The organism is Streptomyces sp. NPDC051219 (assembly GCF_040682335.1).
Lineage (GTDB): Bacteria > Actinomycetota > Actinomycetes > Streptomycetales > Streptomycetaceae > Streptomyces.
Genome location: NZ_JBFBAS010000005.1, coordinates 114741 through 128711 on the forward strand (window position 1 = coordinate 114741; position 13971 = coordinate 128711).

Annotated in this window: 13 protein-coding genes and 1 tRNA gene; 5 read left to right on the forward strand and 9 right to left on the reverse strand. The window is 71.1% G+C overall.

What is annotated here, in order from left to right; genetic code table 11:
* Nucleotides 1-56 precede the first annotated feature (56 nt).
* On the forward strand, nucleotides 57-1040 hold the full coding sequence (gene corA, locus AB0M62_RS08810) for a magnesium/cobalt transporter CorA (RefSeq protein WP_366073410.1): 984 nt from the start codon (nucleotides 57-59) through the stop codon (nucleotides 1038-1040).
* A gap of 18 nt (nucleotides 1041-1058) precedes the next feature.
* On the opposite strand, the gene AB0M62_RS08815 is transcribed toward corA, so the two are convergent.
* Together AB0M62_RS08815 and AB0M62_RS08820 are read right to left on the reverse strand one after the other, a co-directional pair.
* The gene (locus AB0M62_RS08815; RefSeq protein ID WP_366073411.1) at nucleotides 1059-1847 is read right to left on the reverse strand and encodes a ferritin-like domain-containing protein; all 789 of its coding nucleotides are present in this window, start codon (nucleotides 1845-1847) and stop codon (nucleotides 1059-1061) included.
* A 227-nt stretch (nucleotides 1848-2074) separates the two neighbouring features.
* Entirely contained in the window at nucleotides 2075-3130 is a 1056-nt protein-coding gene (locus AB0M62_RS08820; protein WP_366073412.1) for an LLM class F420-dependent oxidoreductase, read from the reverse strand.
* 128 nt (nucleotides 3131-3258) lie between these two features.
* Here AB0M62_RS08820 and AB0M62_RS08825 point away from each other — a divergent pair, with 128 nt between their 5' ends.
* Both AB0M62_RS08825 and AB0M62_RS08830 read left to right on the forward strand, forming a co-directional pair.
* Complete coding sequence (locus tag AB0M62_RS08825; protein WP_366073413.1) at nucleotides 3259-4242, forward strand: aldo/keto reductase; 984 nt, start codon at nucleotides 3259-3261, stop codon at nucleotides 4240-4242.
* Nucleotides 4239-6656, forward strand: coding sequence for a helix-hairpin-helix domain-containing protein (locus tag AB0M62_RS08830; protein WP_366073414.1), 2418 nt, complete (start codon nucleotides 4239-4241; stop codon nucleotides 6654-6656). The genes AB0M62_RS08825 and AB0M62_RS08830 overlap by 4 nt, the downstream gene beginning before the upstream one ends.
* 70 nt (nucleotides 6657-6726) lie before the next feature.
* Here the strand turns inward: AB0M62_RS08830 and AB0M62_RS08835 are convergent, their stop codons facing one another.
* On the reverse strand, nucleotides 6727-7380 hold the full coding sequence (locus AB0M62_RS08835; RefSeq protein ID WP_366073415.1) for a hypothetical protein: 654 nt from the start codon (nucleotides 7378-7380) through the stop codon (nucleotides 6727-6729).
* Nucleotides 7381-7427: 47 nt separating this feature from the next.
* On the opposite strand from AB0M62_RS08835, the gene AB0M62_RS08840 reads away from it, so the two are divergent.
* Nucleotides 7428-7616 (forward strand): DUF5703 family protein, encoded by a 189-nt coding sequence (locus AB0M62_RS08840; RefSeq protein WP_005319466.1) that lies wholly within the window; start codon nucleotides 7428-7430, stop codon nucleotides 7614-7616.
* A gap of 104 nt (nucleotides 7617-7720) precedes the next feature.
* On the opposite strand, the gene AB0M62_RS08845 is transcribed toward AB0M62_RS08840, so the two are convergent.
* From AB0M62_RS08845 to AB0M62_RS08855, 3 genes are all read right to left on the reverse strand, one after another.
* A complete protein-coding gene (locus AB0M62_RS08845) occupies nucleotides 7721-8476 on the reverse strand; it encodes a chaplin family protein (protein ID WP_366073416.1) in 756 nt (251 codons plus the stop codon).
* A 135-nt stretch (nucleotides 8477-8611) separates the two neighbouring features.
* On the reverse strand, nucleotides 8612-8845 hold the full coding sequence (gene chpH, locus AB0M62_RS08850; protein WP_366073417.1) for a chaplin ChpH: 234 nt from the start codon (nucleotides 8843-8845) through the stop codon (nucleotides 8612-8614).
* 157 nt (nucleotides 8846-9002) lie between these two features.
* Nucleotides 9003-10328 (reverse strand): M20/M25/M40 family metallo-hydrolase, encoded by a 1326-nt coding sequence (locus AB0M62_RS08855; protein ID WP_366073418.1) that lies wholly within the window; start codon nucleotides 10326-10328, stop codon nucleotides 9003-9005.
* A gap of 183 nt (nucleotides 10329-10511) precedes the next feature.
* Between AB0M62_RS08855 and AB0M62_RS08860 the strand changes: the two genes are divergently transcribed.
* Nucleotides 10512-10599: transfer RNA gene (locus AB0M62_RS08860), tRNA-Leu, on the forward strand.
* A gap of 152 nt (nucleotides 10600-10751) precedes the next feature.
* Here the strand turns inward: AB0M62_RS08860 and AB0M62_RS08865 are convergent.
* The 3 genes from AB0M62_RS08865 to AB0M62_RS08875 are packed head-to-tail and all read right to left on the reverse strand — an operon-like array spanning nucleotide 10752 to nucleotide 13958.
* Complete coding sequence (locus tag AB0M62_RS08865) at nucleotides 10752-11744, reverse strand: asparaginase (protein WP_366073419.1); 993 nt, start codon at nucleotides 11742-11744, stop codon at nucleotides 10752-10754.
* Nucleotides 11741-13228, reverse strand: a complete 1488-nt coding sequence (locus AB0M62_RS08870) for an amino acid permease (protein WP_366073420.1) — start codon at nucleotides 13226-13228, stop codon at nucleotides 11741-11743. The genes AB0M62_RS08865 and AB0M62_RS08870 overlap by 4 nt, the downstream gene beginning before the upstream one ends.
* Nucleotides 13221-13958: a FadR/GntR family transcriptional regulator gene (locus tag AB0M62_RS08875; RefSeq protein ID WP_366073421.1), complete on the reverse strand. Its 738-nt coding sequence runs from the start codon at nucleotides 13956-13958 to the stop codon at nucleotides 13221-13223. Before AB0M62_RS08875 ends, AB0M62_RS08870 begins: the two co-directional genes overlap by 8 nt.
* Between the last annotated feature and the right edge of the window lie 13 nt (nucleotides 13959-13971).

The following is a 13971-nucleotide window of genomic DNA, read 5'->3' on the forward strand; positions in this document are numbered from 1 at the left end:
AGGCTGCCGGGCGGCGGGAGGTGCGTGCCGGGCGGCAGGCGGGGAAGAATGCGCGCGTGATCGTTGACTGCGCCATTTACCGGGAGGGGCGCCGGATCGAGGGCCCCTCCGACTTCTCGGACGCCCTGGCCAAGGCTCGCGCGACGGGCGACGCGTTTCTCTGGATCGGCCTGCACGAACCGACCGAGAAGGAATTCGACCTCGTGAGCAGCGAGTTCGGCCTGCACCCGCTGGCGGTGGAGGACGCGCTGACGGCGCACCAGCGTCCGAAGCTCGAGGTGTACGACGACTCGCTCTTCGTGGTCCTCAAGCCGGTCGTGTACGAGGAGAAGGAGGACACCGTCACGACGGGCGAGCTGATGGTGTTCCTCGGCGACTCCTTCGTCGTCACGGTCCGGCACGGCGAGGGTGCCCCGCTGGCCGCCGTGCGCAACAGACTGGAGTCCGAGCCGGAGGTCCTCAAGCACGGTCCGACGTCAGTGCTGTACGCGGTGAGCGACGCCGTCGTCGACCACTACATCGACGTGGCCGCGGAGCTCCAGGTGGACTTGGAGGAGCTGGAGACCGACGTGTTCGAGCCCAGCGGGAGCGACGCCCGGAACACGGCCGCGCGGATCTACAACTTCAAGCGCCAGGTGCTGGAGTTCCGACGGGCGGCCGGGCCGCTGGCGGGACCGATGGAGCGGCTCGCGGGCGCGAAGGTGCCGTTCGTGGAAGACCACTCCCAGCCCTTCTTCCGCGACGTCGCCGACCACCTGACGCGTGCCAACGAGTACGTCGAGGAACTCGACCGGCTGCTCTCGGACGCTCTGGCCGCCCATCTGGCGCAGATGGGCGTGCGCCAGAACGACGACATGCGGAAGATCTCGGCGTGGGCGGCCATGGCGGCGGTGCCGACGATGGTGGCCGGCATCTACGGCATGAACTTCGAGCACATGCCGGAACTCACGCAGCCCTGGGGCTACCCCGTGGTGCTGCTCGTCATGGCCGGGGCGGTCTTCGGCCTGTACCGCCTGTTCAAACGCCGCGGCTGGCTCTGACGGCCCGCGGCCGACAGGTCAGGCGAACTCGGCCGCCGAGGTCGCGGGGCCGCCGAGCGCATTGCGGCGTTCGGGCTGCTTCAGGCTGACCATCCGGTGCCAGCCGCCGAACCGCTCGTAGGCGTACACGGCGTGGATGCCGGCCGCCAGGGCCGCGGACTTCGCCCTCGGCCAGTGCAGCAGGCGGCCCATGTGTTTCATGACGGCCAGGCTCACGTCCCGGTAGATCCTGATCTCGGCGAGGGCGCTCTCCCGCAGGACGCGGTGGATGGTGCGGCCGTGCCCCTCCCGGGCCAGGCGCAGCAACTCCTCGTGACAGTAGGCGAGATGGTTGTCCTCGTCGTGACAGATCACCCGGATGGCCCTGCCGACCTCGGGGTGGTCCCCGAAGTGCTTCACCAGCATGTCCATCTGGTCGGCCGCCCGCTGCTCGGTGACCCGGCTGTGGGAGAGGTAGACGACGATGTCGTCCTCGCTCAGTGGTTCACGGCCGCGCAGCTTCTCGTGGGCAAGTCCGATGCCCCGCTGCTCGAGCAGCATCGTGTAGTCGGTCTCCGGGGGGACCGGCACCGGCTCCAGGTTCCGCTTCTTCAGCAGAGCGTTGAAGATCCGCCCGTGTTTGTCCTCGTCGGCCCCGTGCCGGGTGATCTTCGGCGCGAGCGCGATCATGCTCTGGGGCACGAGGGCCGCGATCCGGGCGTTCTCCCAACCGCCCTGCGTTTCGCCGCCGGCCGCAATGGAGCAGAAGAGCCGGAAGGAGTCGTCGCCGTCGAAGATCTCCTGGAACAGGCTGCGCGCCGTAAGCATCACTGCCACCTCCATGCAGGCGTCCGCAAAGAACGAGTCAAATGCGGATACGGGTAACAGGCAACAGCTGCGGCGGGCCACTCCGCCGAACGGGGGACACTTCGGCGCGCCCGGTCGCGTAACCGAGCGGGCTCTCGCGCGTTGTCTCCCATGACGGCCGTGGCGGGGAAGACCCCCGAGCCCCCACCACGGCCGCAGACTTCCTCCGGCTTACTCCGTCCCCGGTGTTACGCGAGACCGGCCCGCTCCAGGGCCTCGGTGCCGGCGCGCAGGGCCTTGAGCCTCTCGTCGAGCGTGAAGCCCGCCGGCGCCAGCGTCAGCGTGGTCACCCCCGCCGCGGCGTAGGCCTGCATCCGCTCGGCGATGCGGTCGACGGAGCCGAGCAGCGTGGTCGAGTCGATCAGCTGGTGCGGGATCGCGGCGGCCGCGCCGTCCTTGTCGCCGGAGAGGTACTTGTCCTGGATCTCCGCCGCTTCCTTCTCGTACCCCATGCGCTGCGCGAGCTGGTTGTAGAAGTTCTGCTTGCGGCTGCCCATACCGCCCACGTAGAGGGCGGTGTACGGACGGAACATGTCGGCCAGCGCGGTGACGTCCTTGTCGTCGCCGACGGCGAGCGGAAGCGTCGGGCAGACGTCGAAGTCCTCCAGCGTCCTGCCGGCCTTCTCGCGGCCCGCGCGGATGTGCCTGATCGCGGTGTCCTCGAGGTGGTCGGCGGAGGGGAAGATCAGCAGGGCGCCGTCGGCGATCTCGCCGGTCTGCTCGAGGTTCTTGGGGCCGATCGCGGCGATGTAGAGCGGAATGTGCTCGCGCTGCGGGTGGACGGTGAGCTTGAGGGGCTTGCCCGGGCCACCGGGCAGCGGGAGGGTCCAGTGCTCCCCCTCGTACGAGAGCCGCTCGCGGGTCATCGCCTTGCGGACGATGTCCACGTACTCCCGAGTGCGCGCGAGGGGCTTGTCGAACTTGACGCCGTACCACCCCTCGGAGACCTGCGGGCCGGACACCCCCAGGCCCAGCCGGAAGCGGCCGCCGGAGAGCGAGTCGAGCGTGGCGGCGGTCATCGCGGTCATCGCCGGCTGGCGGGCCGGGATCTGCAGGATGGCGGAGCCGACATCGATGCGCTCGGTGTGGGCGGCCACCCACGCGAGCACGGTGGGGGCGTCGGAGCCGTACGCCTCGGCGGCCCAGCAGACCGAGTATCCGAGCCGGTCCGCCTCCTTGGCGACCTCGAGGTTGTCGCCGTCCATCCCCGCGCCCCAGTAGCCGAGGTTGATACCGAGCCGCATAGCCGCTCCCCTTACTGATCAGTAACGTCCCTGTTCCGGGGGACTCTAGCGCGCGGGACGCGATCCGTCAGGAGCACTTGTCCACAGGCTCCCACTGTGTAGGCCCCTGGCCAGTAATCTCAGCGCCCATGGAGCAGAGGCACCTCGGCCGCACGGGCCTGCGCGTATCCCGGATCGGGCTCGGCACCCTCACCTGGGGCCGCGACACCGGCGAGCACGACGCCGCCGACCAGCTCAAGGCCTTCTGGGAGGCCGGCGGGACCCTGGTCGACACCGCCGACGTGTACGGCGACGGCGACGCCGAGTACCTGCTGGGGCAGCTCGTCGAGGGACTCGTGCCGCGGCGCGATCTGGTCATCGCGACCAAGGCCGGCAGCGTGCCCGACCCGGACCGGCGCTTCAACGGCTCGCGGGGACATCTGCTCGGCGCGCTCGACGCCTCGCTGGAACGGCTCGGGACGGACTACGTCGACCTGTGGCAGGTACACGCCTTCGACCCGACGACCCCGCTGGACGAGACTCTTCAGGCGCTCGACATAGCGGTCAGCAGCGGGCGCGCGCGGTACGCGGGCGTGTCCAACTTCTGCGGCTGGCAGCTGGCCAAGGCCGCGACCTGGCAGCTCGCCGCACCCGGCGTGCGGACCCGGCTGGCCAGCACGCAGATGGAGTACTCGCTGCTCCAGCGTGGCGTGGAGCGGGAGGTACTGCCTGCCGCTCTGGACCTGGGCATCGGGCTGCTGCCGTCCTCCCCGCTCGGCCGGGGCGTGCTGACGGGCAAGTACCGGCATGCGACGCCGGCCGACTCGCGCGGGGCCTCGGAGCACCTGGCGCCGTTCGTCGCCCCGTATCTCGACGACGCGGCGAGCCGGATCGTGGACGCGGTGGCCATCGCCGCGGACGGACTGGCCGCCACTCCGCTGCAGGTGGCGCTCGCCTGGATCCGCGACCGGCCCGGCGTCACCGCACCGATCGTCGGAGCGCGCAACGCACAGCAGCTCACAGCAGCGTTGTCAGTGGAGGCGCTTAGTCTTCCAGACGAGATCTGCCAGGCGCTTGACGACGTGTCGGCGCCCGTGCACCGTTACCCCGATCAGGACTGGAGCACGCTGTGAGTACCGAGCGCGAGGCCGCGGCGGCCGGCGGCGAGCCGGGGGAGGCAGCGCGGGACGGCGGCCGGCCCGCCGGGACGGGCGACGACCCCGCCGAGGCCGGGAGCACCACGCAGGACGGCGAGGGCACCCCCGAGGACGCGACCGCGCCGGGCGGCGAGAACCCGCGCCGGGAGCAGAACGCTGCCGAGGAGGACGGCGGGGGCGCCGCTCCGAAGGGCCAGGACGCCGCTGGGGACGCGGGCTCCGCCGAAGAAGAGGGCGGTGCGCAGGCCGGCGGGAGCACCGGCGAGGCAGGCGGCGACGCCGGGGCCGTGGGGCAGTTGTCCGAGGCCGAGGCCGAGCTGGCCGCGCAGAAGGCCCTCCGGGAGCGCATCGAGCAGCGGAAGGCCGAGCGCGGTGCTCCCGTGGAAGTCGGCGCGAAGCTGAGCGGCCCGGCCGCCGATCTGCTCGCCGCGGTAAGGGCGGTGGAGAGCGGGGAGAAGCCTCCGGCGGCGTACTCCGAGGCGTCCTCGCCGGTGGAGCGCCGTCCCGCCGCTCCGGTGACGGCTCCCCCACAGGTCCGCCCTGAGGCGACGGCGGCCGCCGGCCCCGGGCCGGTCGAGGCCGTGCGGGACGTACTGGCCGAGGGCGGGGCACCCACCGCCCTCGCCCCCCAGGTGGCCGCCGCCCTCGGGGACGGCGCCGCGCAGGTGCTCCGCGAGAACCCGTGGCAGCTCCTCGGAGTGAGCGGAGTACGGCCCACCCAGGCCGACGGCTTCGCCCGGGCCCTGCTGGGCACGGAGTGCGGGCCCGGGGACGAGCGGCGGACGACGGCGCTGGTGGGCTGGCTGCTGGAGCAGGCGGCGGCCAAGGGGCACACGGCGCTCGAGTCGTCGGTGCTCACCGGCGCGCTCGCCCAGTACACCGTGCCGGACCCGGACGAGGCACTGCACACGGCGATCGCCGACGGCAGCGTGCTGGTCTTCCAGGACGCGCTCGAACCCACCTCGCCCGCGCAGCCCGCCACGGACGATTCCGGCGACGAGACGCAGCAGCCCGTCCGGGTACTCATCGGACTCGAGCGGTACGCCTTGGCCGAGGAGAGCCTCGCAGACGGGCTGGCCCGGCTCGGTTCGCTGCTCGGTGCCGCCTCGGCGGACGTCGGCGGCACGCAGGGCGCCACCCCGGCTCAGTGGGAGGGGGCCGCGTCCGCGGCGCCGTCGCCTTCCGCGGCCGAGCTGATCCGCGCGGTCGCCGGCAGCGGACTCGTCACGCACACCGGCGGTGAGGCCGCCCGGGCGGAGCCCGCCGTACTGGTCGCCGCGGCGCGGGCGCTCGGTCTGCGGGCCTGCGCCGCGGCGCACACCGGGGACGGGCAGCGCCGACTCGCGGCGGCCGTCGCTGCCGCGTCCGGTGGCACCGGCGCCTGGGACCCGGCCGCCCTGCCGGCGCCGACGGCCGTCACGGTCGCCGGGCTGTTGTCCGGCACCGAGGGTCCGGGGCGGGACGCCGAGGGCGCCTTTGCGCTCGATCTGCTGGTGGTGCTGGACGCACCCCAGCTCGATGTGGAGACGGCCGCTGCCGTGGTCGAATCCGTGCCGGACGGAGCGCGCCTGGTGCTCAGCGGGGACCCGGGCGTGCTGTGGTCGGCCGGTCCGGGGCGGGTGTTCGCCGATCTGCTGGCGGCCCGCGCCTGCCCGCAGGTGACCTCCCGCACCCCGGACCCGGGCCCGCTCGGTGAGCTCGTATCGGGCGTCGGCATCGGTGAGCTGGGCCAGGTGGATGCGCCGGGCAAAGAGGTCGTGATCGTACCGGTGCGCGACGCCGGTGAAGCCGTCCACCGCACCGTACAGCTGGTGGCCGACTCGGTGCCGAGGGCGATCGGAGTACCGCCCGAAGGCACCCGCGTGATCACCCCGGGCCATGGCGGATCGGCGGGGACGCGGGCCCTGAACGCCGCCCTCAAGGACCGGCTCAACCCGGGCCCGGGCCGCTTCGGGGGTTTCGACCCGGGCGACCGCGTGGCCTACGCGCAGATGCCCGGCCGGACGCTCTCCGGCACCGTTGTCACCGCGGACGCCGAGGGCCTGCATCTGGACTGCGGGGGCGCCGCCGTCGTCGTCCCGAAGGAGCGGGTGGGGACAGCTGTGCGGCACGGTTGGGCGCTCACCGCACACCAGGCCGTCGGGACGCGCTGGCCCGCGGTGGTCGTCGTACTGCCGGGTGATGCGGCCCAGGCCCTGTCACGGGACTGGGTGTACACGGCGTTCGGCCGTGGCGAGCGTCACTTGTCGGTGGTGCACGGCGTCGACCAGGCGCTGCCGAAGGCAGTGGCTGAGATCCTGCCGAAGGACCGCACCACCCGGCTTCGCACCCTGCTGACGACTCAGGCACCGAGCCGGACCGGCGCCCGGCCAGGGGCTGCCGAGGAGTGATCCGTTGCCGGCCCGCAGCGCGCACCGCCGCGCCGCGGGCCGGACCACTGACCAGGCGGTGGCTGCCGCCTCAGCGGTCGGCGTCGAGAACCTCGAGCTCGTCGTCGCCGTCCACGTCACCGTCGAGCTCGTCGTCGAAGACGGAGCTGACGTCGAACCGGCACAGCACCCGCTGCGGGTCGGCGTCGTCGAACGGCGCGTTCAGCCAGTCCCCCGGTTCCGCGGGCTCGTCGGAGGCCGACACCCAGAGGGTGGAGTCACCCTCCGCGAGTCCGAATTCCTTGTGCCGGGAGGCGATCTCGTCCGCTTCGTATTCTCCGAAGAGCACGCCGAGGGCCGCGCCCACCCCGGCCCCGTCGTCGGGCCACACGTCCCGGTCGACCGCCGCTACCCGGTCCGCCTGGGCGATCAGCCGCTGCGGCTCCACCACCACGTAGTCCCGCCGGATCAGAACGCTGATCGCGCTGGGTTCCGCCGGGCCCGTGTACGGGAGGGCGTCCTCGGTACCGGGGATCTCGAAGGGGGTCACCTCGTCGTAGCGGTCGTAGAGCAGTTCGTCGTACTCCTCGGCCGCCGCGGCCAGGGCGTTGAACGCGGCGTACACGGCCGGATCATCGTCTCCCGACCGGTGCTCGACCGCCTCGAGGTGACGGTCGAGCGCGGTTTTGACCGCCTCGGCGGCGGCGCGTACCTCGGCAGCGGTGGGCTGAGCAGCATCAGACATAGTGCAGACGCTATCCGTACCGGGCCTCTGCCCGCACAATAGATGCGATGCCGGAATACGAATTTGTCGACGTGTACGTGCCTCGCGGGGTGTCCCGCAAGGAGGCGACCCGTCTGCTGACCGACCATGCCGAGTACGGACACTGGGAGTTGGACCGACTGAGCCTGCACCGGGACGGCAGTCGCAGGGTGCGGCTGCGCCGACGGATCATCCGCCAGGTGCGAGCCACGTGGTGACGCGTGCCTGCACGCGCGCGTAACGAGGAAACGAGGAACGGAGCGGGCCCCGCGGCTGCGGGGCCCGCTCCGTTTCGGCCGGCCTGTGGCGTCGGGCGGCTGCGTTACGCGGCCGAACGCGCCCGGCGGTAGAGCACCGCACCGCCCAGCAGCAGCCCGGCAGCAGCCGGGATCACCACGCCGAGAGAACCGGCACCGGTCTCCGCGAGTGAGCCGCCGGGCGTGCCGTTGCCGGACGGCACGTCGGAGCCCTGCGGCGTCCCCGGCTTCGGCTCGCCGGGCTTCTCGTCGTCCGGCTTCTCGTCTCCCGGCTTCCCGTCGCCCGGGGCAGTCGGGTTGGTGGGGTTGCTGGGGTTGCCCGGGTTGCTGGGGTTCTCCGGGGCCGGGTTCTCCGGGTACCCGCCGGGCGGCGTGCTGGTCCTGGAGTCGTTGTGGCACTTGTTGCCGATGGCCGGGTTGAGCACACCGACCACGTCCACCGTGTTCCCGCATGCGTTCACGGGGACGTCGATCGGCGCCTGCACGTGGTTGCCGGAGCCGACGCCGGGCGAGTTGGCGGCTCCGCCTTCCGCCGTGGCACCGCCGCCGTCCTCACCGTGCTCGCCGTGCTCGCCGTCGGACGTATTGGCACACCTGTTACCGATGGTCGGGTTGAGCAGCCCGATCACGTTCACGGTGTTTCCGCATGCGTTGACGGGGACATGCACCGGGGCCTGGACCGTGTTTCCGGACAGCACTCCCGGCGAATTCGAGGAGCCGCCGTTCGCCACGGAGTCCGCTTGTGCGTATCCGCCGCCGATGGCGATGACGCCACTGGCGGCCGCCATGGTGATCAGGCCTTTGCGCGTGACCTGTCGCATAGGTTCGTTCCTGTCTTCTGCCGTTCAGAAAAGCGTGCGGGCGTTTTGCCCGTACGCCGAAATGCCCAGCAACCCCAGAGCGCTTGGCGCACTCCGGGGCAGCCGGGATTCACACCCTCGCGGGTGGAAGCAACGTCAGCGGTTGACGCAGTAGGTGCCGAAGGCGGGGTTCAGCAGCCCGATCACGGAGATCGTGTTGCCGCACACGTTCACCGGGGCGTGGATGGGCACCTGCACGACGTTGCCCGAGATGACGCCGGGGGACTTCACAGCCGCAGCCTGGGCACCCGAGTCGGCGACGGCCATGCCCGCACCCGCGAGCACCAGGCCACCAGTGGCAGCCGCAGCAGCGACGACCTTCTTGATCATTATTCCTCCTAGTTGGCAATGCGGTCCCAGCCGCGGACCGCATCACCTGTAACGAGGAGGAGGGTGCGGGGCTACGAGCCCCTGGCCCCGTTCACCCTTATCAGTCAAGTGCGCACAGGCTGCCGATTATTGGAGTGTCGTTTCAGCAGTTTTTACGTCAGCACTTGTCCAGGAATCGGTCGAGGACCCGAACGCCGAACTTCAGGCCGTCCACCGGCACCCGTTCGTCCACGCCGTGGAACATTCCGGCGAAGTCCAGCTCCGGCGGCAGCTTCAGCGGCGCGAATCCGAAGCAGCGGATTCCGAGGTCGTCGAAAGACTTGGCGTCGGTCCCTCCGGACAGCATGTACGGGACGGCATGGGCGATGGGGTCCTCCGCCTTGAGGGCGTACTGCATCGCATCCACCAGGTCGCCGTCGAAGCTGGTCTCCAGGGCCTTGTCGCTGTGCACGTCCTCGCGCTTCACCCGCGGCCCGAGGATCCGGTCCAGATCCGCGAGGAACTCCTCCTCGTACCCGGGCAGGAAGCGCCCGTCGACGTGCGCGGTGGCCTGCCCGGGGATGACGTTCACCTTGTACCCGGCGCCGAGCATGGTCGGGGCCGCGGTGTTGCGCAGCGTCGCGCCGATGATCTTCGCGATGCCGCCGAGCTTGGCGAGCGTCGCCTCCATGTCCTCGGGGTCGAGCGGGGTGCCGAGCGCGTCCGACAGCTCGTCCAGGAACGACCGTACGGTCTTGGTGACCCGGACCGGGAACTTGTGCCGCCCGAGCCGCCCCACGGCCTCGCACAGCTCGGTGATCGCGTTGTCGTTGTTGGTCATCGATCCGTGCCCCGCGGTGCCCTCCACGGTGAGCCGCATCCAGTGCATGCCCTTCTGGGCGGTCTCGATCAGATAGAGCCGCAGGTTCTCGTTCACCGTGAAGGAGAAACCGCCGACCTCGCCGATCGCCTCGGTGACGCCCTCGAAGAGGCCCGGGTGCCTGTCGACGAGATGCCTCGCGCCGTACGTGCCGCCGGCCTCCTCGTCCGCGAGGAACGCCAGCACGATGTCACGCGGAGGCTTGCGGCCGCTGCGCAGCCGGTCGCGCACGACCGCGAGGGTCATGGCGTCCATGTCCTTCATGTCGACGGCGCCGCGGCCCCAGAGACAGCCGTCCGCGATCTCGCCGGAGAAGGGGTGGTGCGTCCAGTCGTCAGCGTTGGCCGGCACGACGTCGGTGTGGCCGTGGATCAGCAGCGCGGGCCTGGACGGGTCCTCGCCCTCGATCCTGGCCACGGTGGACGCCCTGCCTGGATGCGACTCGAAGATCTGCGGCTCGAGCCCCACTTCGGCGAGCTTCTCCGCCACGTACTCGGCGGCGGCGCGCTCGCCCGGCCCCGAGTGGTCGCCGTAGTTGCTGGTGTCGATCCGGATCAGGTCACGACAGAGGTCCACGACCTCGTCCTCGCCGGAGACGGTGTTGGCGGTGTTCGACTCGCTCACGCTGCTTCCTCCCACTCTCACCACTGGTGGTCCCGCCCATCCTCCCGCGCGCCGCCCCGCTCCCCAAGGGCGGCCAGGGCCGCAATGCGGCCTTCATACAGCCAGGGGTGTGATCGAGGGGGTCCGAATGTTTGCTATGGTTTTCCACGTCGGAACGGCCCAGGGCCGCGAGACAGACACCTTGTCCGGGTGGCGGAATGGCAGACGCGCTAGCTTGAGGTGCTAGTGCCCTTTATCGGGCGTGGGGGTTCAAGTCCCCCCTCGGACACCAGAGAAGACCCCACACGATGTGGGGTCTTTTTGTTTTCCCGGATGGCGCCGTGCGCTGTCCGGGCGGCCACCAGGGGTGACCGCCCGGACCTTCCCCTGACGTTTTCACGTGACGCCTTACCGGCCGCCCGCCGGACGTCTGCCAGGCCCTGCCTAGGCTGCCGCGCGCAGGGCGAGGGGGCCGGTGGCGCGGATCGAGCCGACCACCTTCCCGCCGCCCAGGACCGGCGTCTGGGCGAACGGGGCGAGCAGCTCCGGGTCCACTCCCGCGACGGCGAGGGCGGCAGCCGTGACCGGCATTCGGGCCCGGTCCGAGCCGTCGGCGATCTTCACACCGACGGCTCGGCCGTCCGGCAGCGCGGCGATCTGGACCGCCTCGAAACCGTCCTTGGCGATAAGGCCCGGCACGGCCCGCATGAGGCGGGTCACGTCCCGGTCCGTGCCCGCGACCATATGGGGATGGGCGCGCACGGCCTCGGCGAGGCGTGCCTCGTGGGTGCCCGGCCGGGCGGTGGCGATCCGGGCGACGGCCCGGGTCAGCCCGTACAGCGACACGGAGAACAGCGGCGCCCCACAGCCGTCGGCCGTGACATGCGCGGGCGGTGCGCCGGTGAGGTCCTCGACCGTCTCGGCGATCACCTTCTGGAGCGGATGGCCCGGGTCGAGGTAGTTGTCCAGGGACCAGCCCCTGCCGTGCGCCGTCGCCAGCATCGCGGCGTGCTTGCCCGAACAGTTGTGGGCCAGCCGGGAGGGCGCCCGGTCGGCTGAGAGCCAGCGGTCCCGGACCCCCGCTCCGTACGGAAGGTCCGCGGGGTTGCGCAGGTCGTCCCGCAGGAGGCCGGCGTCGCTGAGGATGCCGAGCGCCCCGGCGACGTGCGCCTCCTCGCCCGAGTGGCTGGCCGCGGCGAGCGCGAGGCGTTCGCCGTCCAGGCCGAGGCCGGCGCGCAGCATGCCGACGGCCTGGACCGGCTTGAGGGCGGAGCGCGGGTAGAACGCGACGCCCGGGTCGCCGGCCTCGAACTCCACCCTGCCGTCGGCGGCGAGCACCACGACGGAGCCGTGGTGGACGCCTTCGACGAGACCGTCGCGGATCACATGGGCGAGCGGGACGTGGCGTGGCTCCCGTACGGCAGGGGCCGGGGTCATGACGTGCTGTCCCCGGTCCGCTCGCGCTCGGCCGCCCGCTCCGTCTCGGCCACCCGGCCCCGCACTACGAACCACCCGCCGACCAGGGCCGCCACGATCAGCGGCAAGCAGAGCACCGTGGTGCGCCCCGCGCCGTCGTCGGCGTACATCAGGACCAGCACGGTGGCGAGGAAGACCAGTGTGACGATCTGGGTGTACGGGGCCCAGGGCAGCCGGTAGCCGGGGCGGCTGACCCGGCCTTCCCCGGAGCGGCGCCAGAACAGCAGGGAGCAGATCATGATCATGCCCCACGTGCCGAGGATGCCGATGGCGGCGAAGTTGAGCACGATCTCGAAGGCGTCCTCGGGGACGACGAAGTTGAGGCCGACACCCAGGACACAGAAGAACGCGGTGAGCAGGATGCCGCCGTAGGGGACCTGTCCCCGGTTCATCCGGCCGGTGAAGCGGGGCGCGGAGCCCGAGAGCGCCATCGAGCGCAGGATCCGGCCTGTGGAGTAGAGGCCTGAGTTGAGGCTGGAGAGAGCGGCGGTCAGGACGACGAGGTTCATCACACCGGCCGCGGCCGGAACGCCGATCTTGGACAGAACGGTCACGAAGGGGCTCTCGTCGCCGGTGTAGGCGTTGTACGGCAGCAGCAGCGCGAGCAGGATCACCGAGCCGACGTAGAACACACCGACGCGCCACATGATCGAGTTGATCGCCTTCGGCATGATCCGCTCGGGGTTCTTCGTCTCGCCCGCGGCGACCCCGACCAGCTCGACCGAGGCGTACGCGAAGACGACGCCCTGGACGACGAGCAGCATCGGCAGCACGCCGGACGGGAAGAGGCCGCCGTGATCGGTGATGGTGGCCAGGCCGGGGGCGTTGCCGTCGACGGGGTGCTGGGTGACCAGCAGGAAGATGCCGATGCACATGAAGACGACGAGGGCGGCGACCTTGATGATCGCGAACCAGAACTCCATCTCGCCGAAGTACTTCACCGAGATGAGGTTCACCGTGAGGACCACGGCGAGGGCGATCAGCGCCAGCACCCACTGCGGGATGTCGCTGAACATGCCCCAGTAGTGCGTGTAGGTGGCGACGGCCGTGATGTCGGCGATGCCGGTGGTGGCCCAGTTGAGGAAGTACAGCCAGCCGGCCGTGAAGGCGCCCTTCTCCCCCATGAACTCACGGGCGTAACTGACGAACGCTCCGGAGGAGGGGCGGTACAGGACGAGCTCGCCGAGTGCCCGGACGACGAAGAATGCGAAGACGCCGCAGACGGCGTAGGCGATGAAGAGGGAGGGCCCCGCGTTCGCGAGGCGGCCGCCGGCGCCGAGGAACAGGCCGGTGCCTATCGCCCCGCCGATCGCGATCATGTTGACGTGCCGGGACTTGAGGTCCTTGCTGTAGCCCGCGTCGCCGGCGTCGACGTGCGCGGACGTCGTGGCCATGGGGGTGGCGTCGGGCTGGATGTCGGCCGCAGTGAGGGTGCGGTCACTCATGTATGACTTCGCCTTCGTGGGAGAGGGGAGCGTGGCCGGGCCGCACGATGGCGTTCAGGGTGGTTTCCACGTGCGCGAGGTGAACGGCCATGGCGCGCACGGCAGCGTCCTCAGCACCGTCGAGGATCGCCTCGACGATGGCCCGGTGCTCGAGATCCGACTGGCGACGCCGGTTCCCGAGTTGGTTGAGGAAGGTGGACTGGTGGGCCAGGGCGTCCCGGATCTCTTCGAGAATCCTGCCGAAGACCGGGTTGCCGGAGGCCTGGGCGATCGTGAGGTGGAAGCGGGTGTCGAGTGCCACCCAGGAGGCCGTGTCGGACTCCTGCTCCATCTCTTCGATCAGATGCGTCAGCAGGTCGAGGTCGTCCCGGGTGCGGCGGGTGGCCGCGTAGCCCGCGACCGGAATCTCGACGTGCTGACGCACCTCAAGGAGATCACGGGCGGAGTAGGAGCCAAAAACCGGATGCTCGGCCGGTCCGCTCGCCGCGACGTAGGTGCCCTTGCCGGCCCGTGAGACGGTGAGGCCGAGCGCCTGCAGGGCGCGCAGGGCCTCTCTCACGACGGAGCGGCTCACCTCGAACTGCCGGCCGAGCTCCGCCTCTGTGGGGAGTTTGTCCCCGACGGCGATCTCACCCCGCTCGATGGCGCCCCGCAGATGGCCGAGTACCGCTTCCATGGCGCTCACGCGCCGCGGAACTCGTCCGGCTGTCCGGCTGTCTGACAAGTCCATGCGGTGAATGCTG

Coding starts and splice junctions, on each gene's coding strand:
- AB0M62_RS08815 (WP_366073411.1), bottom strand. CDS start 1,847: ATGCTTACGGCGCGCAGCCTGTTCCAGGAGATCTTCGACGGCGACGAC.
- AB0M62_RS08820 (WP_366073412.1), bottom strand. CDS start 3,130: ATGCGGCTCGGTATCAACCTCGGCTACTGGGGCGCGGGGATGGACGGC.
- AB0M62_RS08825 (WP_366073413.1), top strand. CDS start 3,259: ATGGAGCAGAGGCACCTCGGCCGCACGGGCCTGCGCGTATCCCGGATC.
- AB0M62_RS08835 (WP_366073415.1), bottom strand. CDS start 7,380: ATGTCTGATGCTGCTCAGCCCACCGCTGCCGAGGTACGCGCCGCCGCC.
- AB0M62_RS08840 (WP_005319466.1), top strand. CDS start 7,428: ATGCCGGAATACGAATTTGTCGACGTGTACGTGCCTCGCGGGGTGTCC.
- AB0M62_RS08845 (WP_366073416.1), bottom strand. CDS start 8,476: ATGCGACAGGTCACGCGCAAAGGCCTGATCACCATGGCGGCCGCCAGT.
- chpH (WP_366073417.1), bottom strand. CDS start 8,845: ATGATCAAGAAGGTCGTCGCTGCTGCGGCTGCCACTGGTGGCCTGGTG.
- AB0M62_RS08865 (WP_366073419.1), bottom strand. CDS start 11,744: ATGACCCCGGCCCCTGCCGTACGGGAGCCACGCCACGTCCCGCTCGCC.
- AB0M62_RS08870 (WP_366073420.1), bottom strand. CDS start 13,228: ATGAGTGACCGCACCCTCACTGCGGCCGACATCCAGCCCGACGCCACC.
- AB0M62_RS08875 (WP_366073421.1), bottom strand. CDS start 13,958: ATGGACTTGTCAGACAGCCGGACAGCCGGACGAGTTCCGCGGCGCGTG.